Genomic DNA, 19,377 nt, shown 5'->3' on the forward strand with positions numbered 1-19,377 from the left:
TGGCCGATCGCTATCGCGAGCAGGCTCGCTCCCACAGGGTTCGCGTCGATTTTGAAACCTGCGCATGTGTATCCGTCGGTACAAACCCCACACACCCACGACACCTTGCCCCCTGACGCTGCATAAGCCGGTGCACCCGCCGGTTTTCCATTCCAGGGAGTGAGTCCAATGATTGGTAGCGTCAGCAATTACACGAGCAATACCAGCACCAGCAGCACCACAACCAACAGCGCCCGCAGCCAGCAATTCCACAAAGAACTGTTCGCCAAGCTGGACAGCAACAGCGACGGCGCGGTGGATCAGGACGAACTTAAAAGCGCCCTGTCACAGAAAACCGACGACGGTCTTCTGGTGAGCCTGAGCAAGAACTTTGGCGACCTGGACAGCGACGAAAGCGGTAGTCTGAGCAGCGAGGAAATGGCGGCGATGGCACCACCGCCACCGCCGCATGACCAGGCACCGAACACCGAACTGGCTGATGCGCTGCTTAGCGCCCTGGATACCGATGGTGACGGTGCCATTAGCAGTGACGAACTGAGCACGGGCCTGACCAGCGCTGGCAGCAGTGCCGACAGCACAGAAATCTTCTCGGCCCTGGACAAGAACGAAGACGGCACCGTCAGCAAGGACGAACTCGCCGCCAGCCTCACCCCGCCGCCACCGCCGCCACAGCAGGTGTCCAGCGAAGAACTGTTCAGCCAGCTTGATACGGACAGCGATGGCAGCGTGACCGCCAGCGAATTGAGCAGCGCGTTGCAGGCCAGTAACAGCACCTCATCGACCAGCACCGACACCAGCGCCGCGTTGCTCAAAGCGCTGGACAGTGACAGCAGTGGCGGGGTCAGCAGCGATGAACTGAAAGTAGCGTTGCAAGCGGGTCGCGAGAAATCCAGCGACAGCTCCACCACGCAGTTCAACGTCAATGAAGCGCTGAACAAAATGATCGCCAACCTGAGCAAGCAGTATTCGCTCGATAACGTGGCGACGGTAGGCAAATACCTAAACGTAGCGACTTAAGTCAAAAGCATCGCGAGCAGGCTCGCTCCCACATTGGACCGAGGTGAAACACAGAATGTGTGAACACCACCGAACCCTGTGGGAGCGAGCCTGCTCGCGATGAGGCCATAAGCTCCGCAGAAATCTTAAGGCCGGCGATCATCTACCCGCGCATGACTCTTGCTCCAGTCAGTCAACAGGCTGTACGCAACCGCCAACAACGTAGGCCCGATAAACAACCCGATAAACCCAAACGCAATCAACCCGCCAAACACGCCCAGCAACACGATCACCAACGGCAAATTCCCGCCCCGGCTGATCAGGTACGGCTTAAGCACGTTGTCGACGCCGCTGATAATGAACGTGCCCCAGCACCCGAGGAACACCGCCATCCCGTACTCACCCTTCCAGGCCAGCCACGCGGTAGCCGGAATCCACACCAACGGTGGCCCCATTGGAATCAGGCTGAGCATGAAGGTTACGATGCCAAGCACCAGTGCCCCAGGCACCCCGGCAATCAAAAACCCGATCAACGCCAAAACAGCCTGCGCCGCTGCCGTGCCGATTACTCCGTTCACCACCCGTTGTACGGTGCCCGCCACCAACTCAATGTAATAGCCGGCACGATCACCGATCAGGCGCTCAAGCAAGCCATGGACAAACGCCGCCAGCCGCGGCCCATCGCGATAAAAGAAGAATACGAAGACGATGCTCAGTGTCAGCTCGAGAATGCCGCCGCCAATCTGCGCGCTGCGTGCCAGTAGCCAGTTGCCGACCTGCCCCAGATAAGGTTTGATCGCCACCATCATCGCCGCGCCTTGCTGATCAATGCTGTTCCAGATCACGACCAACCGCTCGCCCACCAATGGAACACCACCTAGCCAGGTCGGCGCTTCCGGCAAACCGTCCATCTGCACATCCTTGATGATCGCCGTGGCATCACGCACATGGTCTGCCAGGTTGAACCCGAGCCACACCAGCGGCACCGCCACCAGCAACATCCAGCCCAGTGTCAGCACCAGCGCGGCCAGGGATTCGCGACCGTTGAGCCAACGAGTCAGCAAACGCATCAATGGCCAACTGGCAAACGCCAGCACTGCGCCCCAGAACAGCGCCGACCAGAACGGCGCCATCACCCAGAAGCTCGCGCCAAACAGCACCAGGAGCAGGATCTGCACCAACAGCCGATCGTTATTGGGCATGTAAAGTCTCGAAAGAATCAGTCAGAAAAGAATAGGCGAACGCACCGGGCGCGTTCGCCCTATAAAGCTTATCGCAACAGTTCGATGTGCAGGCCAGAGCCTTCGACGTTGCCGGCTTCCATACGTGCCGCCCGCACGCCCTGCCCGATCAGCGCCTGACGCCAGGCTTCGGCCTTGGCTCCGGAAACACTGACCCGCAACGTGGTGTCGAGGTTCAAGCCGCGAGAAATCAAACGCAGCCAGGTCTCATCGGGATCGGCACTCAATGTCGGAAAATCGAGTTCACCGGTGCTTTTGAGCTCTCGCAGCAGCGTCGCCGAAGTCGGAAGCAAATCACCGAGCGGCGCAGCAGCGTCGAACTGCTCGACGTGCAGATAGGCTTTGCGATTGCCGCGAGTGATGCTGTAAAGCGCCACCAGCGTATTGTCCTGCGGCGCCGCGAGACGCAACAACAAGTACGCCTGTTGATCGTCGGCACCGTACAACTTGGCGTTGCCGAAGACATCATTGGCCCAAAGGCTGCTTTCACCGCAATCACGCGCCTGACACCAGAACAGCAAACCGGCGCCCTGCTTCTGCAGGGCTTCACGGGCGGCGGTGAAGGCGTCGGTAGAAGAATGCTCCGGCGGCAACTCGTAGGTCACCGACGTCGCCGTACCCCTGGCGCTGACCTGACCATCGAAGCGCAACTGGCCACTGATTTTACGGATCGAACCCAGCGGATAAATCCGCTCAAGCTCGGCGCCAGGGCGATAGTCGACGATCTGCGCATCGGCCATACGCGGCACGATCGGCAAGTCCTGACTGCCCGGGACATCGGCGGCAAACAACAAGGGACTGAAACAACACAGCGCCAACACACTGAATGAACGCATGGATAGACTCATCGGATCAGCATGGCCTGGGCACCCTTGACGACACTGGCATCATCGATGCGCTCGGGCACCAGCAAACCGCGCTGGACCGCCGGACGTGCCTCCATGGTCGCCATCCAGCGCTGCAAGGCCGGCAAACCATCCACCTCGACACCGGACCACTCATGGCCACGCACCCACGGATAGGTGGCGATGTCGGCAATGCTGTACTCGCCCGCCAGAAACTCCACGGCTTGCAGGCGCGTATCGAGCACTTCATAGAGGCGACGGGTTTCATGTTGATAGCGGTCGATGGCGCCTTGGAGCTTTTCCGGGAAGTAACGGAAAAACACGTTGGCCTGGCCCTGCATCGGACCGATCCCACCCATCTGGAACATCAGCCATTGCAGGACGACCGAACGCCCCTTGGGGTCCTGGGGCAGCAGTTTGCCGCTCTGTTCAGCGAGGTAAATCAGGATGGCGCCGGATTCGAACACGGCAAAATCGCCGTTGGCGCGATCGACAATCGCCGGAATTCGGCCATTGGGATTGATCTTGAGGAAGTCCGGTGACTTCTGTTCCTTTTTGTCGAAACTCAAGGCGTGCACCGTGTAGGGCAGGCCGAGTTCCTCGAGCACGATAGAGACCTTGTGGCCATTCGGGGTCGCAGCGGTGTAGAGATCTATCATGGTTGTCTCCCATTTCAACCCGCCCAGCCTCGACAGTTGCCCGGCGCAAGTCAAGGAACGGCGAAGAACCGATTGAAACAGTCTGCGACAAGGTCGGCGCCAAGTTCATCATTCAGGTGCAAATGATGGCCGCCAGGCAGCTGTTCACGGCTAAAGGGTAGACGCTCCAGCAGTTCGGGATGTTTGGCGAGCATGCCGTCAGCGGCAACCACCAATAACGCAGGACAATTGACCCGCTGGACGAAGGCCATCGCCTGCTCGGTTGTAAGACGCAGCGGCGACGGCAGCGTGAGACGGTTGTCGGTGCGCCAGGTGTAACCGCCCGGCACCGGCATCAAACCCCGTTGGGCCAACAGTTCGGCGGCTTCGCGACTGACCGCCACCAGGCCTTTCATTCGTGCCTCGATGGCGCGGTCCAGGGTGCTGTAGACCGGTTTGCGTTTTTCCCGCAAATCCAGCTGCGCTTGCAGGGCCATGCCCATGCGTTCGGCGGCATTTTCGCCTTTGTCTGTAGGAGGAATGATGCCGTCGATCAACGCCAGGTGCGTGACGCGTTCCGGCATCGACCCGGCGATGATCAATGAAGCGATCGCGCCCATGGAGTGCCCCATCAGTGCAAAACGCTTCAAACCCAGCTGTTCGGCGACTTGCAGCACGTCGTGGGCGTAGTCCCACATCGCGTAGCCGGCACCGGTCGGGCGATGCCCGGAGTGACCGTGACCGGCCATGTCGAGGGCGACGATGCGCAGGCCTCTGAGCTTCGGCGCCAGTCGGGCGAAGCTGTTGGCGTTGTCGAGCCAGCCGTGCAAGGCAATCACCGGCAGGCCGTCTTCAGGGCCGAACAGGTGCGCTGCCAGCTCGATGTGCGGCAGGCTCAGGCGAACTTCTTCAACGACGTGGCTCATGCGCAATCCTGCTGGCGACGACCTTCCCAGCGGCTGAACAGGTTTTTCAGCAACGTGGCGGTGTCTTGCGGACGTTCGAGGGGGAACATGTGGCCACCGGGCACGGTCAGGGATTCACCCAGCGGCATACGCCCGACGGAGCTGGCGTGATGACGCATCACCACTCGGCTCTTGTGTCCGCGCACCACCGCCAGCGGCACTTTCAACTGCCGTGCCTGGCCTGGGCTGGTGTGTGGGACGCCACGGTAGATGCTGATTTCCGTGGCCGGGTCGAAGCGCAGACGCAGCTTGTCGCCGACTTTTTGCAAACCGTGTTGCAGGTAGGCGTCGAAGCACTCCGGATCAAAGCTGCGGAACAGGGTTTTGCCAGCGAAATAACGTCGCGCCGCTTCCAGATCGGCGAACTCTTCCCGTCGCCCCAGCGTGCGGCCGGCGGGCGTCAGACGATCAATAAAACCAAAACGTTTGGCCGCTCGGATCACCCATTGATCGGCACGGGTCAGCACCGGCGAGTCGAGCATCACCACGCCGCGATACAGTTCAGGGCAACGCAACGCCGCATGCAGGTGCAGCACGCCGCCGAAGGAATGGCCGACACCCCAGACCGGTTCCGGTTGCTGTTTGAGGTGATGGATAAGCTCATCCACCAGGTTGCGCCAGTTGTCGTCCGCCGGGAAACGCGGATCGTGGGCGTGCTGTTCCAGATGCGTCACCTGATACTCGGGCGCCAGCGCCGCGAACAATTTGCCGTAGGTGCCCGAAGGAAAGCCATTGGCGTGGGCGAAAAATATCTGTTGCGACATACCGGCAAATCCATGAGCGAGAACAGGGGTTGATTGTCCGTAAGACGCGAGGCTGCGGCAATGACTGTAAGTGCCAGGAATGATGACAGTCCGGTCAGGGGCATGTCGCAAGACTCAAACCTGATGAAGATCCGTGTAGCAGCTGTCGAGCCCCAGCGAGGCTGCGTTCGGCTCTGTAGCAGCTGTCGAGCCCCGGCGAGGCTGCGTTCGGCTCTGTAGCAGCTGTCGAGCCCCGGCGAGGCTGCGTTCGGCTGCGCAGCAGTCGTAAATTCATCCACCACGGTGTTTCAGGAAGATCGAGGTAGTAGGGTTTACGACTGCTGCGCAGCCGAACGCAGCCTCGCCGGGGCTCGACAGCTGCTACCGCGCCGAACGCAGCCTCGCCGGGGCTCGACAGCTGCTACATGGGATTGTGTTCAACGGGAAGGTGGATTCTCGCCCAACGGCACGACCGCCATGGTCAACCGCGACACGCAACTGGCCTTGCCTTCATCACTGGTCAAACGGATATCCCAGACATGCGTCGTGCGCCCAATGTGAATCGCCTTGGCCACCGCCGTCACCCGCCCGCTACGTAAACCACGCAGGTGGTTGGCGTTGATTTCCAGACCCACGCAATAGAACTTGCTGGCATCGATGCACAGGTAGCTGGCCATGGAGCCAACCGTCTCGGCCAGTACCACCGAGGCGCCGCCATGCAGCAAACCGTACGGCTGATGAGTGCGGTGGTCGATGACCATGCTCGCGGTCAGGGACTCTTCATCAAAGGCTTCGAAGCGAATATCCAGCACTTCGCCGATGGTGTTTTTCTGGATTGCGTTCAACTGCTCGACGTTGGGAGTGGTACGCCACAGACTCATCGTTGCTTTCCTTTGTTGGTTTTATTCGTGGCTCAATCCTGCCACAGCACCGTCTCGCTGCGCTCGCTCCATTCTTCAAACCGGTCACCGTACGCCGCTTCAATCACGTTGCGCTTAATCTTCAGGGTCGGCGTCAGGAAGCCGTTTTCCACCGCCCAACTGTCCTTGACCACCACCAATCGGCGCAAGCGTTCATGTTTGTCGAGCACGCCATTGACCTCCTCCAGCAGTTTTTCAAGGCTTGAATGCAGCCCCGCCCGCGCCGTTCCGCCCGCGTCCTGCTGACCGGCCGCCGACAGCACGCACAACCCCAGCGGCGCACTCAAGCCATCGCCGACCACGCACACCTGTTCGATCTGCGAATGCACCGCCAGCCGGTTTTCGATCGGTGCCGGTGCGACGTATTTGCCTTTGCTGGTCTTGAAGATTTCCTTCAGCCGCCCGGTCAGGCGCAGGTTGCCTTCGGCATCTTGCTCGCCCTTGTCACCGGTGCGCAGGAAGCCGTCCTCGGTGATGGTCTCAGCGGTTTTCCCGGGCTCCTTGAAATAACCGAGCATGGTCGCACCGCTGCGCACCATGACTTCGCCGGAGTCGGCGATCCGCACTTCAACCTCCGGGCAGGGCTTGCCGATCCAGCCGGGTTTGTTGTCGCCGGGGCGGCCGATGTGGGAATAACCGCAGCTCTCGGTCATGCCGTAGACCTCCAGCACATCCAGCCCCAGCTTGCGGTACCACAGCAGCAAGGTCTGCGGCACGGGCGCGGCGCCGGACAACGCCACGCGCAACGCATCCAGCCCCAATCCGACGAGCACTTTGTGCCCTACCCGCTTGCCGATGAAGGGCAGGCCGAGCAGAAAGTCGAGGCGTTTTGCCGGGATCTTGCTGTACACGCCCATCTGGAATTTGGTCCAGATCCGCGGCACACCAAACAACGCGGTCGGCCGCGCGCGCTGCAAATCCGTGAGGAAGGTGTCGAGGCTTTCGGCAAAGAATACGGTTTGCCCGGTATAGATCGACGCCAGCTCGACGAACATCCGCTCGGCGACGTGGCATAGCGGTAGATAGGACAGCAGCCGGTCCGACTCATTGAGGCCAAACAACTGGGTGCCGCGCGTGGTGGCGAACCCCAGATTGCCAAAGCTGTGCATCACACCTTTGGGCAGCCCGGTGGTGCCGGAGGTGTAGATGATGGTCGCCAACTGATCGGCGGCGGGTTTGGGATCGTCCTGGATCGGCGAGCTGCGTTGCAAGTCGGCCCAACTGAAATCGAAGGCGCCGGGTGGGTGCAAGGGCAGGCTGATGGTCGGCAGATCGGCGCTGACCCCGCGTGACATGTTCGGCCAGTCATCGAGTTTGCCGATAAACGCCAGCGCGGCTTCGGAGTGTTCAAGCACTTGCGCAACGGACTCGGCGGTAAGGTTCGGGTACAACGGCACCGAAACGTGCCCGGCCATCCAGATCGCCAGGTCGGCGATGATCCAGTGGGCGCAGTTTTTCGAGATCAGGGCGATGTGGCTGCCTTGGGGCAATTCGCGGGCCCGCAGCCAGTGTGCGGCGCAGCGAGCCTGATGGCCGACGTCGGCCCAGGACAGGGTCTCGACCTGTCCGCCGCCCGTAGGCTGGACCAGAAACCGCTGGCGGGGATGACGGGCTTCACGCTCGTAAAAGACGTCCAGCGGCAAACGAAAAGCAGCAGACATGCGACTCGCTCCTTTATTTTTGGTCTGGAGCAAGCGTAGTCAACCAAGCGGTTGCTTGGTTGACTATTTCACACAAAATTCAGCCCTGCCGCCGCACCTGTGGGAGCGTGGCTTGCCCGCGATGGCTTCACCGCGGTGCATCAGTCAGACCGCGGTGATGCCATCGCGGGCAAGCCACGCTCCCACAAGGGGCCGGTTCCAACAAATACTACGGGTGTTTGATGCCCTTGAGTTTCATTGCCCCGGCCAGCGGCAAATCGCCTTCCAGCTCGGCAAGGCCGGCAGTTCCCACTTTTTCCGGGTCCTGCACATGGCCGTTCTGCAGGTAGCCCAACAGGTTGCCCACCAACGGGTTATGACTGACCAGCAGCGCGTAATCCACCGACACCAATTGCTCCGCCACCGCTTGCGGGCTGTAACCGGGGGTCAGCCATTCGACGGTGCGAATGTCCGGTTGAAAGCCCAGCGCTTCACGCACCAGCTGCGCGGTCTGCTGCGCTCGCAAAAACGGGCTGGCATAGATGGCTGTAATCGGCTGACCGATCAGTTCGGCGGCGCTACGCAGCACCTCTTCACAACCGTGTGGAGTCAGTGCCCGCTCGGAGTCTGGACGCGAGCCATAAGGCTCGGCTTCACCATGACGCAATACCCAGAGTTTCATAGTTTCGGCTCCTCATCTCGGGCCGGATGTGGCGCTGGCGGCACGGCGTGTGGCGCTTCGCCTTCCGGTGTACGCGGCGTCGGCCAGTCGGCGAACGGCCAGGGTTTCTGGTCGCTGTGGAAAGTGCCGAAACGACCGATCTGCGCCAGGAACTGGCTCAGGCTGTCGCCGAAGTTCATCAGGCTGGCGCTCGGGGCGCCGTAAATCAAACGATAGATCAGTTGCACCAGCACCACCGCGCCGAGGATGAACTGCGCCACTTGCCAGACCAGCAAGAAGACGATCATCCATAACACCCGCAGCAGAATGGACTCGTAGGTGGCCTCTGTTTTCGGATCGTTCATGTGCAACTCCCTGCTTTTTCTGGAAAGCGTGATCAGTTGAAACCGCTGGTGGAAATGAAGTCGACATCGGTTTTGGGTTCGCCGCGCATCAACAGTTCAATCACTTGATTCAAAGTGCGCCCTTCGAACAGGATGGCGTGCAACCCGGCGACCAGCGGCATATAGACGCCGACTTCCTGAGCCTTGGCCTTGAGCACTTTGAGCGTGTTCACGCCTTCGGCGACTTCGCCCAGACGCGTGACCGCATCTTCCAGGCTCAACCCCTGCCCGAGGGCAAACCCGACCTGATAGTTGCGGCTTTTCGGCGACGAGCATGTGACGATCAAATCGCCCACGCCTGCCAGCCCCAGGAAGGTCATCGGGTTGGCGCCCTGATTCACTGCGAAGCGAGTCATTTCCGCCAACGCGCGGGTGATCAGCATGCTCTTGGTGTTTTCGCCCATGCCCAGCGCCACGGCCATACCGGCGATGATCGCGTACACATTTTTCAGCGCCCCGCCCAACTCCACGCCGAAGCGGTCAGCGCTGGCGTACACACGGAAGGTACGGCCATGCAGCGCTTCCTGAACCCGTTGGCAGAGTTCTTCGTCTTCGCTGGCGACCACGGTGGCGGTCAGTGCGTGTTCGGCGATTTCACGGGCCAGGTTCGGCCCGGACAGCACGCCGATGCGCGCTTGCGGGGCAATTTCCTCAAGGATCTCGCTCATCAGCTTGAACGTGTGGGCTTCGATGCCTTTGGTCAGGCTCACCAGCAGTTTGCCGTTCAAACGTTCGGCGTGCGGAACCAGTACCGAGCGCAAAGCGCTGGACGGCAGCGCGACAAAGCACAGGTCGCACGCTTCCAGAGTCGCTTGCAAGTCAGTCACCGGTTCTACTGCCGGAAGAATCTTGATGCCTTTGAGGTAACGCGGGTTCTCGCGATTGACCCGAATGGACTCGGCCTGTTCGGGGTCACGCATCCACTGCCGGACCTGATGCCCGTTCTCGGCCAACAGATTAGCCACGGCGGTACCAAAACTTCCGCCTCCCAGGACCGCAATTGGGCGCTGTTCAGTCATATGCAATCCGTTAATCCATACCAGTGGCGATGTCGGCATTATACGGAGCGTCCCAGTGGCGGCCAGCCCCCGTGTCAATTACCCACACTTGTAGGAAGAAGACCAATAAATCCTAGGAAAATGCCGGCATCGTGAATGGAAAAGTCGATCAGCTCGGTTAACATGCGCGCCAACTGATCGCTATCAAGGATGTTTCGTGTCGTTTGGCTCTCCTTCACCCCGCTCGCCGCTGGTTCTGGCACTGATTTTCAGCTCGCCATTGCTGGCCGACGACTTGTTCCTCGACAACGAACCGCTGCCGCAAGTGCTCACGGCCACCCGCCTGAAGCAATCGCCGGCCGCCGTCCCGGGAAGCATGACGGTGATCGACAGCGAACTGATCATCGCCAGCGGCGCCCGGGACATCAGCGAATTGTTGCGGCTGGTGCCGGGCATGATGGTCGGCAATATCAGCGGCAACCAGGCGGCAGTGAACTACCACGGCACCAACGCCACTGAAGCGCGGCGCATGCAGGTGCTGATCGACGGCCGTTCGGTGTATCGCGCCGGCCTGGCCACGGTGGACTGGAGTGATATTCCGGTGGCCATGGAAGACATCGAACGCATCGAGGTTTTCCGTGGCCCAAACACCGTCAGCTACGGCGCCAATGCGCTGATGGCGGTGGTCAACATCATCACCCGCAACCCGGCCGACAGCCACGGCACGCGGATGAAAGTCACCCGTGGCCAGCGCGGCATCAACGACTTTTATGCCAGCCAGGGTGTGGGTTGGGACGGCGGCGACCTGCGCCTGTCGCTGTCCGGCCAGCAGGACGACGGCTTCGACACCAACCGCAATGGAGGCGATTATCGCGACAGCCGCCGCTTGAACCGCTTCAACCTGGCCGTCAGCCAAACGCTGAGTGAAAACCAGAGCATCGATTGGCAATTGAACGCCAAGGACGGAACCAACCAGCGGCCTTATACCTACCGCCCGGTGTTCTCCGGGATTACCGCTGCCGGTAATAATTCCGACGTCATTGCCAAGGACTACGCCGGTTCGTTGCGCTGGAACCTGGACATCAATCCTGATCACAGCCTTTATATCCAGGGCTCGGCCCAGCACTGGGACCGTCAGCAGACCTGGCGCGCCTGTGATGCAGAGGTTTCGTTCAGCCCGGAACTGACCGAACTTTGGCAGCTCAACCCGAACTACACCGAACGTCTGGCGCGCAACATGGAACGTTTCACCGGTCCGGGCGCACCGGCCGGCACGGCGGCGGAACGTGCGCTGGGCAATCAAGTGCTGGCGCAATGGCGCAACGGCGCCCGGCAAACCCTCTGTGGCGACATCGACCAGAGCGCCCGGGAATCGCGCTACGACCTGGAACTGCAAGACACCCTCAGTCTGTCCGACAGTCTGCGACTGGTCAGCGGCATGAACTATCGTTACGACCGGGCAGATTCCGAGACCTACTTCAATGGCACCCTCGACGACACCACCTGGCGGGCATTCGGCCAACTTGAGTGGCGCGCCACCGAGCACTGGCTGCTGCAGGGCGGAGCCATGTTCGAAGACACGCAATTGACCGGCAGCTCGCTGACCCCGCGGGTGGCGGTCAATTATTTGATCAACCCGCGTCACGGCTTGCGCGCGGTGTACTCGGAAGCCATCCGCTCACCGGACATGTTCGAAAACAACGTCAACTGGAGTTACCAGGTCACCAACCTGCGACCCAGTGCCTATGGCCAGACCAGCGCCCGGTATTTCGTCAAGACCCGCGGCCCCGGCGACCTCGAACAGGAACGCATGCGCTCGCGCGAGCTGGGCTACAACGGCTACTTCGCTGAGCTTGGGCTGACGGTCGATGTGAAGCTGTTCTACGACGAAATCAGCGGCATGATCAGCGAACCGCTGCGCAACAATCAGTACATCGCCAGCAATGCCAACAGCTCGCGCTTTAAGGGCACGGAAACCCAGCTGGACTGGCGCATTAGCAGCGCCGATCGCCTGCGCCTGACGTACGCCTACGTCGATGCCGAGGCGAGCAATCCGCAGGATGAGCTACTGACCGCGCGCAACAGCGGTTCCGCCGGTTGGCTGCGCAACTGGGGCCACGGCTGGAACAGCGCCCTCTTCTATTATGGTGACGACGCCCTCAACGGCTACCGCTTCGAACGCGTCGACACGCGCATCGCCAAACGCATCGGCCTGGGCAAGGCCAGCCTGGAACTGGCCGGCGTGCTCCAGCAACGCCTCGACAACCAACCCACCACCTTCGTCGATAACAACTACGACGAGCGTCGGGTGCTCTACTTCAGCGCGGAGCTGACGTTTTAAATGCTGTATCGCCTGTCACGGAAGTCGCCAACCCTTGGCCGCCTGCTGGCAGGGTTGTGCCTGGTGTTTGCCGGCCTGCTCGGCAACCTGCCGACTCAGGCCGCTGAAATTCTGCTGACCGGCGCCGAAGACAGCCCCGGCGTGCAATCCTTTGTGCAGGCGCTGAGCGGCATGCGCCCTGCCGACAGCGTGCGTTTCCAGGTATTGGACAACTTGCCGAGGCCGGGCAAACTACCCGCCGATACTCGTTTGATCCTGCTCGATCTGCCGAGCCTCGACTGGCGCCTGCAAGAGACACAAGGTCCGCCGACGCTGGTGCTGCGCATCAGTCGCCTGCAAGCCCACCAACGGTTCGGTGCTGATTTTCCATCGCACCTTAGCCTGCTCTGGAGCGATCCGCCGCTGGATCGGCAATTGCGCCTGACCCGGCTCATCTTGCCCGAGGCCGGACGCATCGGCGTGCTGTACGACAGTCACAGCGAATTCCTGCTCAAGGAATTGCGTCTGTCGGCGCAAGCGTTGGGCCTTGAAGTGATCGCCGAGCGATGGGACAACACCAACGACAGCCGCCCCTTACAGGATTTGCTCAGGAACTGCGACGTGCTGCTGGGCCTCGACGATTACGATTTGTACAACCCGAAAACCGCAAAAAACCTGCTGCTGAGCAGCTATTCGCGACAACTTGCGCTGATCGGCCCTAACGCGGCGTTCGTCAAGGCCGGTAGCCTGGCCAGCACCTACAGCGATCAGAACGATTGGCTGGAAGTGCTCGACGAATTGCTCGATCGGCCGCTGACAGGCTGGCCGCGTGCGTTGTATCCGCAACACTTCAAAGTCTTAAGTAACCCGCAGGTAGCTCGTTCATTGGGTATTGAACAGGTGACTGAAGCGTTTGTCGCAGCACAGTTGGCCGAAGGAGAAAGCCGCCCATGACCTTCCGTCGCGGTTGGGACATCAATACCCGCACGCAGATCATCAGCCTCGGCCCCGCCCTGTTGCTGACGTTGCTGCTGATCAGCTTCTTCACCTTCGTGCGGATCCAGGACTTGCGTCAGGAGCTCAACCACACCGGTCAGCTGATCGCCAACCAACTGGCGCCCGCCACGGAATACGGGGTTATTTCGGGCAACAACGAGGTGCTAGAAAGTTTGCTCAAGGCCACGCTGGCCACCCCCAACGTGCGCTTTCTGGAAGTCCAGGACAGCGCCAACCGGATTCTGGTGTACGTCGAACAGCCGTCGGAAACCCATACCCGCTCGCACCAGGTCGAAGTGTTCCAGGCGCCGGTGCGGCTGCAACGGATCGCGCTGAACAATGATTTTTTCCAGGGCAGCAAAGTCGCCAACACGGCCCCGCCCGAGGATTATCTGGGCCGGGTGATCGTCGGCTTGTCCAATGACGCCTTCAGCCAGCGCCAGCAGGAGATCCTGTTCAAGGCCGGGATCCTCGCCTTGTTCGCCTTGCTGTTTACCTTTCTGGTGGCCCGGCGCCTGGCCGGCAGCCTGTCGCAGCCGATCCGTGACATCGGCCACGCCGTAAAGGCGATCCAGGACGGCGACTACAAGACGCCGCTGCCGATCGTCGACGACACCGAGTTGGGCGCCCTGTCGCAACACATCAACAACCTCGCGCAGGGCCTCGAGCAGGCCAGCCGTGAGCAGCATCAAGCCATGGCGCAATTGATCCAGACCCGTGAAGAAGCGGAAAAGGCCAACAACGCCAAATCCGATTTCCTGGCGATGATGAGCCATGAATTGCGTACGCCGATGAATGGCGTGCTGGGCATGCTGCAACTGCTGGAAACCACCGACATGACCGAGGAGCAGATCGAGTACGCGGCGCTGGCTTCGGAGTCCACCGAACACCTGCTCAAAGTCATCAACGACATTCTCGACTTCTCGCGCATCGAGCGTTCGGAACTGGAGCTTGAACACATTCCGTTCAACCTCGCGGACCTGATCAGCAGCTGCGCCCAGTCGTTCCAGCACAGCGCGGTGCAACGCGGGCTCGATCTGGCCCTGGCGATTCCCGAGGACATGCGCGCGCTGCAGGTTCAGGGCGACCCGACGCGGATCCGGCAGATTCTGGTCAACCTGGTCGGCAATGCGCTGAAGTTCACCGAACAAGGCCGCGTCAGCATCGAACCGCAATGGCAGTCACTGGATCACGAATTGCTGTGGTTCACCTGCACCGTGCGCGACAGCGGGATCGGCATCTCGGCCGAAAGCCTGGAATTGATGTTCAATGCGTTCCAGCAGGCCGACAGTTCTATTTCAAGGCGTTACGGCGGCACCGGACTGGGGTTGCCGATTGCGCGCACGCTGGCCGAACGGATGGGCGGCACCTTGCGCGCGCAGAGCGAAGAAGGCCTGGGCTCGGTGTTCACCCTCGAAATTCCGCTGGCGCTCTATAAGCAGTCGCTGCCGGAATTGAAGCCACGAAAACACGCCGGCGACGGCCATGGCGAAGGGCGCAATGTACTGCTGGTGGAGGATAATCCGGTCAACCAGACGGTCATCGAAGCAATGTTGCGCAGCCTGGGCTTTACTGTCAGCGTTGCGACCGATGGCGCGCAGGCGGTGCGAAGTGCCGAGAGCCTGATTTTCGAAGCGATTCTGATGGATTGCCGACTGCCGATCATCGACGGCTACGAAGCGACCCGCCAGATTCGCCAACTGCACGGCTGCGCAGATTTGCCGATCATCGCCCTGACCGCCAATGCCTTGCAGGGCGACCGTGAGGCGTGTTTATCGGCTGGAATGAACGATTACCTTGCCAAGCCCTTCAAACGTACTGATCTGCAGCAGATTCTGCAGCGCTGGGTGCAGTAGTGCAGGCCTTTCGACCATCTGCGACTGGCGTGAAAGGCGAAAGTGCGGCAGTCTTAGGCACCCGAACAGGCCCGAAAAGGGGCTTGAATAATAATTTCAGTGCACAAGTGTACATTCATGTCCTTGGTGCTGTGACTTTCACCACAACGCAATAGTCTATGAGTAGGCTGCTGACTTGAAGCATGAACGCTTCGGTCGGCCGGGAAGATTTGCCCCACCCTGCCGCATGGGATTATTGAGGAGCTCGCATGACCCAACAAAACGCCTTTACTCGGGAAGACCTGCTGCGCTGCAGTCGCGGTGAGCTGTTCGGCCCAGGTAACGCACAACTGCCCGCCCCGAACATGCTGATGGTGGATCGCATCACCCATATCAGTGCCGAGGGTGGCAAGTACGGCAAAGGTGAATTGGTCGCCGAGCTGGATATCACTCCGGACCTGTGGTTCTTCGCCTGCCACTTCGAAGGTGATCCGGTGATGCCAGGCTGCCTGGGCCTCGACGCCATGTGGCAACTGGTCGGATTCTTCCTCGGCTGGCAAGGTCTGCCGGGCCGCGGCCGTGCGCTGGGTTCGGGCGAAGTGAAATTCTTCGGCCAGGTCCTGCCGACCGCCAAGAAAGTGACCTATAACATTCAGATCAAGCGCGTGCTGAAGGGCAAGCTGAACCTGGCCATCGCCGATGGTTCGGTCAGCGTCGACGGCCGCGAGATCTACACCGCCGAAGGCCTTCGGGTCGGCGTTTTCACCTCCACTGAAAACTTCTAAGGGTTATCCGCATGCGCCGCGTCGTTATCACTGGTCTGGGCATCGTATCGTGCCTGGGCAATGACAAAGAGACCGTCTCCGCTAACCTGCGTGCAAGCCGCCCTGGCATCCGGTTCAACCCGGAATATGCCGAAATGGGTCTGCGTAGCCAGGTTTCCGGCTCCATCGACCTTCCTCTCGAAGAACTGATCGATCGCAAGATCTATCGCTTCGTCGGCCACGCGGCGGCGTACGCCTACCTGGCCATGAAAGACGCCATCACCGACTCCGGTCTGACCGATGAGCAAGTCTCCAACCCGCGTACCGGCCTGATCGCCGGTTCCGGTGGTGCCTCCACGCTGAATCAGATGGAAGCGCTGGACATCCTGCGCGAGAAAGGCGTGAAGCGCGTCGGCCCATACCGTGTAACGCGGACCATGAGCAGCACCGTTTCCGCTTGCCTGGCCACGCCGTTCAAGATCAAGGGCCTGAACTACTCCATCGCTTCTGCCTGCGCCACCAGTGCTCACTGCATCGGTACCGCCATGGAACAGATCCAGATGGGCAAGCAGGACATCGTGTTCGCCGGCGGCGGTGAAGAAGAACATTGGAGCCAATCGTTCCTGTTCGACGCCATGGGCGCACTGTCCAGCCAGTACAACGAAACCCCGGAAAAAGCTTCCCGTGCCTACGACGCCAAGCGTGACGGTTTCGTCATCGCCGGCGGTGGCGGCATGGTCGTGGTCGAAGAGCTGGAACACGCTCTGGCTCGCGGCGCGAAGATCTACGCGGAAATCGTTGGCTACGGCGCGACCTCCGACGGCTACGACATGGTCGCCCCAAGCGGCGAAGGCGCCATCCGCTGCATGCAGATGGCCATGTCCACCGTTGATGCACCGATCGACTACCTGAACACCCACGGCACTTCGACCCCGGTCGGCGACGTCGCGGAAATGAAAGGTGTGCGTGAAGTGTTCGGCGACAAGGCTCCGGCCATCAGCTCCACCAAGAGCCTGTCGGGTCACTCCCTGGGCGCCGCCGGCGTTCACGAAGCGATCTACTGCATGCTGATGATGGAAGGCAACTTCATGGCGGGCTCCGCCAACATCGACGAACTGGACCCGGAAGTGGCTGACATGCCGATCCTGACCAAGACTCGCGAAGACGCTACCATCAACACCGTGATGAGCAACAGCTTCGGCTTCGGTGGCACCAACGCCACCCTGGTACTGAAGCGCTGGCAGGGTAAGTAACACCCCGCTGCTACGCCGCACATAAAAACGCCCCGACTGGTTCGGGGCGTTTTTTTGTGCCCGAAGAAAATGACTTCACTGCCGCTCCCTGTAGCAGCTGGCGAAGCCTGCGTTCGGCGACGAAGTCGTCGTGAAATCAGCACCTCGGTATATCAGGCAAATCGCATTTGCAGGAATTACGACTGCTTCGCAGCCGAACGCAGGCTTCGCCAGCTGCTACAAGTCGTGCGTAGCCTGCAGTTTTGTTCTTCGTGAACATGAAGCTTTTGTCATAAAACTCAACGCCCTGCGACCGAATGCCGCGTGTTTGGCGGGCTGCAGGACTTTTGCGGATTTCGCAAAAATTCGTTACCGAACTCAGCCGTTTACTTAGCTAGCTACCAAAATATATAACTGAGTCCTGCACACGCCTTGCTGCAGATAACAGAGATTGGAGCTAGCAGATGACTGTAAAAGTAACTGAACGCGACGATTCACATAAATCCCATGAAGGCATAGCCGCCGGCATCCGTATCTGGGATGTACATCAACAAGACATGCTGGTGGGGATGTTTCATTCAGAAACCGAGGCCCACAGCTACAAGGCCGAACTCGAAATACTGGAGCAGCAACGAGCGCTCCAATCCGCATAAGCAATGACAGCATTGAAAACGACAAACCCCGCCATGAGCGGGGTTCGTCGTTGTTGCAGCCTTTAAAGACTTACCACATCAGATCGTCAGGGATCTGATAGGCCGCGTACGGATCGTCCTCAGCAGCGACTTCTTCAGTCTTCACATTCAGCTGCACGATCCTCTGCGGATCGCGCTCCTGGATCTTCAGGGCGGCTTCACGCGGGATTACTTCGTAACCGCCGGCGTGGTGCACGATCGCCAGGAAGCCATTGCTGAGCTGGTTGCGCATCAGCGTGTTGACCGAGATGCGCTTGACCTTCTTGTCATCTACGAAGTTGTAGTAGTCCTCGGTGGTCAGCTTCGGCAGGCGCGAGACTTCGATCAACTGCTTGATCTGGGCCGCGCGGGCCTTGGCCTCGACTTTTTCCTGTTGCTGACGGTTCAACTCCTGGTCGCGCTTGACCTTCTCGGCCATCGCTTCTTGAGCCGCACGCTGCTGCGAGTCATCGAGCTCAATCTGGCCTTTATGGGCCAGGCGTTGCTGCTTCTGTTTCTCTTTGCCGACCTGTTTGGCCTGCTTTTGGTTGACCAGCCCTGCTTTGAGCAACTGGTCGCGAAGGGAAATGCTCATGGTGCTTATTTCTCACTTAGGCAACTGCTCAACCGCAGCTGGGCAAATTCTTTTCCTGACGTTTGGCTTCACCCCACAGGGCGTCCAACTCTTCGAGGGTGCAATCTTCCATGGGACGGTGGGTGTCGCGCAATGCCTGTTCGATAAAACGGAAGCGTCTTTCGAACTTGCTGTTGGCGCCACGCAGTGCAGTTTCCGGATCGACCTTCAAATGACGCGCCAGATTGACCACGGAAAACAGCAGATCACCGACTTCATCGGCAATCGCTGCCGAGTCGTTGTCGGCCATGGCTTCGAGTACTTCATCCAATTCTTCGCGGACCTTGTCCAGCACCGGCAAGGCGTCCGGCCAGTCGAAACCGACCTGCCCCGCACGTTTTTGCAACTTGGCCGAACGAGACAACGCCGGCAGTGCGGCGGGCACGTCGTCGAGCAAGGACAGCTGTTCGGGTGCGGCAGATTTCTCGGCGCGTTCTTCAGCCTTGATCTCTTCCCAGCGTTGCTTGACCTGTTCTTCACTCAGGCGCGGAACATCCAGCGGCGCGTACAGATCGCCGGTGGGAAACACGTGAGGATGACGACGGATCAGCTTGCGGGTGATGCTGTCGATGACGCCGGCGAATTCGAAGCGCCCTTCTTCACGGGCCAGCTGACTGTAATAAACCACCTGGAACAGCAAATCGCCCAACTCACCCTGCAAGTGATCGAAGTCACCGCGCTCGATCGCGTCGGCGACTTCGTAGGCTTCCTCAAGGGTGTGCGGGACGATGGTGGCGTAGGTTTGCTTGATATCCCACGGGCAGCCGAACTGCGGGTCGCGCAGACGGCTCATCAGGTGCAGCAAATCTTCAAGGCTGTACATCATTTATCTCTCACCACAAAACCTGTGGGAGCTGGCCTGCCAGCGATGGCA

Annotated in this window: 19 protein-coding genes; 7 read left to right on the top strand and 12 right to left on the bottom strand. The window is 60.2% G+C overall.

Annotation, left to right across the window (positions count from 1 at the left end; translation table 11 throughout):
- Positions 1–168 precede the first annotated feature (168 nt).
- Complete coding sequence (gene xopAW / locus ACA070_RS22710; RefSeq protein WP_497448426.1) at positions 169–1,017, top strand: XopAW family type III secretion system calcium-binding effector; 849 nt, start codon at positions 169–171, stop codon at positions 1,015–1,017.
- A 125-nt stretch (positions 1,018–1,142) separates the two neighbouring features.
- Here xopAW and ACA070_RS22715 read toward each other — a convergent pair whose 3' ends face one another.
- The 10 genes from ACA070_RS22715 to ACA070_RS22760 all read right to left on the bottom strand — a co-directional run bounded on the left by ACA070_RS22715 (position 1,143) and on the right by ACA070_RS22760 (position 10,072).
- Positions 1,143–2,198 carry an AI-2E family transporter gene (locus tag ACA070_RS22715; protein ID WP_497448427.1) on the bottom strand — a complete coding sequence of 352 codons (1,056 nt, stop codon included), beginning with the start codon at positions 2,196–2,198 and terminating at the stop codon, positions 1,143–1,145.
- A gap of 68 nt (positions 2,199–2,266) precedes the next feature.
- The gene (locus tag ACA070_RS22720) at positions 2,267–3,073 is read right to left on the bottom strand and encodes a DUF4892 domain-containing protein (RefSeq protein ID WP_497448428.1); all 807 of its coding nucleotides are present in this window, start codon (positions 3,071–3,073) and stop codon (positions 2,267–2,269) included.
- 8 nt (positions 3,074–3,081) lie between these two features.
- The gene (locus tag ACA070_RS22725; RefSeq protein WP_497448429.1) at positions 3,082–3,741 is read right to left on the bottom strand and encodes a glutathione S-transferase family protein; all 660 of its coding nucleotides are present in this window, start codon (positions 3,739–3,741) and stop codon (positions 3,082–3,084) included.
- A 50-nt stretch (positions 3,742–3,791) separates the two neighbouring features.
- Complete coding sequence (locus tag ACA070_RS22730; RefSeq protein WP_497448430.1) at positions 3,792–4,646, bottom strand: alpha/beta hydrolase; 855 nt, start codon at positions 4,644–4,646, stop codon at positions 3,792–3,794.
- On the bottom strand, positions 4,643–5,449 hold the full coding sequence (locus tag ACA070_RS22735) for an alpha/beta fold hydrolase (protein ID WP_497448431.1): 807 nt from the start codon (positions 5,447–5,449) through the stop codon (positions 4,643–4,645). Before ACA070_RS22735 ends, ACA070_RS22730 begins: the two co-directional genes overlap by 4 nt.
- Positions 5,450–5,865: 416 nt before the next feature.
- On the bottom strand, positions 5,866–6,309 hold the full coding sequence (locus ACA070_RS22740) for a hotdog fold thioesterase (RefSeq protein ID WP_497448432.1): 444 nt from the start codon (positions 6,307–6,309) through the stop codon (positions 5,866–5,868).
- 32 nt (positions 6,310–6,341) lie between these two features.
- Positions 6,342–8,009, bottom strand: a complete 1,668-nt coding sequence (locus ACA070_RS22745; RefSeq protein WP_497448433.1) for an AMP-binding protein — start codon at positions 8,007–8,009, stop codon at positions 6,342–6,344.
- Between the two features lie 208 nt (positions 8,010–8,217).
- The gene (gene sixA, locus ACA070_RS22750; protein WP_497448434.1) at positions 8,218–8,670 is read right to left on the bottom strand and encodes a phosphohistidine phosphatase SixA; all 453 of its coding nucleotides are present in this window, start codon (positions 8,668–8,670) and stop codon (positions 8,218–8,220) included.
- Positions 8,667–9,014, bottom strand: a complete 348-nt coding sequence (locus ACA070_RS22755; RefSeq protein WP_010457073.1) for a DUF4389 domain-containing protein — start codon at positions 9,012–9,014, stop codon at positions 8,667–8,669. Before ACA070_RS22755 ends, sixA begins: the two co-directional genes overlap by 4 nt.
- Before the next feature lie 32 nt (positions 9,015–9,046).
- Positions 9,047–10,072 (bottom strand): NAD(P)H-dependent glycerol-3-phosphate dehydrogenase, encoded by a 1,026-nt coding sequence (locus tag ACA070_RS22760; protein WP_462028246.1) that lies wholly within the window; start codon positions 10,070–10,072, stop codon positions 9,047–9,049.
- 196 nt (positions 10,073–10,268) lie between these two features.
- Between ACA070_RS22760 and ACA070_RS22765 the strand changes: the two genes are divergently transcribed.
- The 6 genes from ACA070_RS22765 to ACA070_RS22790 all read left to right on the top strand — a co-directional run bounded on the left by ACA070_RS22765 (position 10,269) and on the right by ACA070_RS22790 (position 17,851).
- Positions 10,269–12,392: a TonB-dependent receptor plug domain-containing protein gene (locus ACA070_RS22765; protein WP_497448435.1), complete on the top strand. Its 2,124-nt coding sequence runs from the start codon at positions 10,269–10,271 to the stop codon at positions 12,390–12,392.
- On the top strand, positions 12,393–13,325 hold the full coding sequence (locus ACA070_RS22770) for an ABC transporter substrate-binding protein (RefSeq protein ID WP_497448436.1): 933 nt from the start codon (positions 12,393–12,395) through the stop codon (positions 13,323–13,325).
- Complete coding sequence (locus ACA070_RS22775) at positions 13,322–15,223, top strand: ATP-binding protein (protein WP_497448437.1); 1,902 nt, start codon at positions 13,322–13,324, stop codon at positions 15,221–15,223. The genes ACA070_RS22770 and ACA070_RS22775 overlap by 4 nt, the downstream gene beginning before the upstream one ends.
- A gap of 248 nt (positions 15,224–15,471) precedes the next feature.
- Entirely contained in the window at positions 15,472–15,987 is a 516-nt protein-coding gene (gene fabA, locus ACA070_RS22780; RefSeq protein WP_140667384.1) for a 3-hydroxyacyl-[acyl-carrier-protein] dehydratase FabA, read from the top strand.
- Between the two features lie 11 nt (positions 15,988–15,998).
- The gene (fabB, locus tag ACA070_RS22785) at positions 15,999–17,219 is read left to right on the top strand and encodes a beta-ketoacyl-ACP synthase I (protein ID WP_461975890.1); all 1,221 of its coding nucleotides are present in this window, start codon (positions 15,999–16,001) and stop codon (positions 17,217–17,219) included.
- Between the two features lie 443 nt (positions 17,220–17,662).
- Positions 17,663–17,851 carry a hypothetical protein gene (locus ACA070_RS22790; protein WP_497448438.1) on the top strand — a complete coding sequence of 63 codons (189 nt, stop codon included), beginning with the start codon at positions 17,663–17,665 and terminating at the stop codon, positions 17,849–17,851.
- A 70-nt stretch (positions 17,852–17,921) separates the two neighbouring features.
- On the opposite strand, the gene ACA070_RS22795 is transcribed toward ACA070_RS22790, so the two are convergent.
- Positions 17,922–18,464, bottom strand: a complete 543-nt coding sequence (locus tag ACA070_RS22795; protein ID WP_403106002.1) for a DUF2058 domain-containing protein — start codon at positions 18,462–18,464, stop codon at positions 17,922–17,924.
- Positions 18,465–18,492: 28 nt separating this feature from the next.
- Entirely contained in the window at positions 18,493–19,326 is an 834-nt protein-coding gene (mazG, locus tag ACA070_RS22800) for a nucleoside triphosphate pyrophosphohydrolase (protein WP_403105999.1), read from the bottom strand.
- Between the last annotated feature and the right edge of the window lie 51 nt (positions 19,327–19,377).

Source organism: Pseudomonas sp. LBUM1678 (assembly GCF_059695575.1).

Coding starts and splice junctions, on each gene's coding strand:
- xopAW (WP_497448426.1), top strand. CDS start 169: ATGATTGGTAGCGTCAGCAATTACACGAGCAATACCAGCACCAGCAGC.
- ACA070_RS22715 (WP_497448427.1), bottom strand. CDS start 2,198: ATGCCCAATAACGATCGGCTGTTGGTGCAGATCCTGCTCCTGGTGCTG.
- ACA070_RS22720 (WP_497448428.1), bottom strand. CDS start 3,073: ATGCGTTCATTCAGTGTGTTGGCGCTGTGTTGTTTCAGTCCCTTGTTG.
- ACA070_RS22725 (WP_497448429.1), bottom strand. CDS start 3,741: ATGATAGATCTCTACACCGCTGCGACCCCGAATGGCCACAAGGTCTCT.
- ACA070_RS22730 (WP_497448430.1), bottom strand. CDS start 4,646: ATGAGCCACGTCGTTGAAGAAGTTCGCCTGAGCCTGCCGCACATCGAG.
- ACA070_RS22735 (WP_497448431.1), bottom strand. CDS start 5,449: ATGTCGCAACAGATATTTTTCGCCCACGCCAATGGCTTTCCTTCGGGC.
- ACA070_RS22740 (WP_497448432.1), bottom strand. CDS start 6,309: ATGAGTCTGTGGCGTACCACTCCCAACGTCGAGCAGTTGAACGCAATC.
- ACA070_RS22745 (WP_497448433.1), bottom strand. CDS start 8,009: ATGTCTGCTGCTTTTCGTTTGCCGCTGGACGTCTTTTACGAGCGTGAA.
- sixA (WP_497448434.1), bottom strand. CDS start 8,670: ATGAAACTCTGGGTATTGCGTCATGGTGAAGCCGAGCCTTATGGCTCG.
- ACA070_RS22755 (WP_010457073.1), bottom strand. CDS start 9,014: ATGAACGATCCGAAAACAGAGGCCACCTACGAGTCCATTCTGCTGCGG.
- ACA070_RS22760 (WP_462028246.1), bottom strand. CDS start 10,072: ATGACTGAACAGCGCCCAATTGCGGTCCTGGGAGGCGGAAGTTTTGGT.
- ACA070_RS22770 (WP_497448436.1), top strand. CDS start 12,393: ATGCTGTATCGCCTGTCACGGAAGTCGCCAACCCTTGGCCGCCTGCTG.
- ACA070_RS22775 (WP_497448437.1), top strand. CDS start 13,322: ATGACCTTCCGTCGCGGTTGGGACATCAATACCCGCACGCAGATCATC.
- fabA (WP_140667384.1), top strand. CDS start 15,472: ATGACCCAACAAAACGCCTTTACTCGGGAAGACCTGCTGCGCTGCAGT.
- fabB (WP_461975890.1), top strand. CDS start 15,999: ATGCGCCGCGTCGTTATCACTGGTCTGGGCATCGTATCGTGCCTGGGC.
- ACA070_RS22790 (WP_497448438.1), top strand. CDS start 17,663: ATGACTGTAAAAGTAACTGAACGCGACGATTCACATAAATCCCATGAA.
- ACA070_RS22795 (WP_403106002.1), bottom strand. CDS start 18,464: ATGAGCATTTCCCTTCGCGACCAGTTGCTCAAAGCAGGGCTGGTCAAC.
- mazG (WP_403105999.1), bottom strand. CDS start 19,326: ATGTACAGCCTTGAAGATTTGCTGCACCTGATGAGCCGTCTGCGCGAC.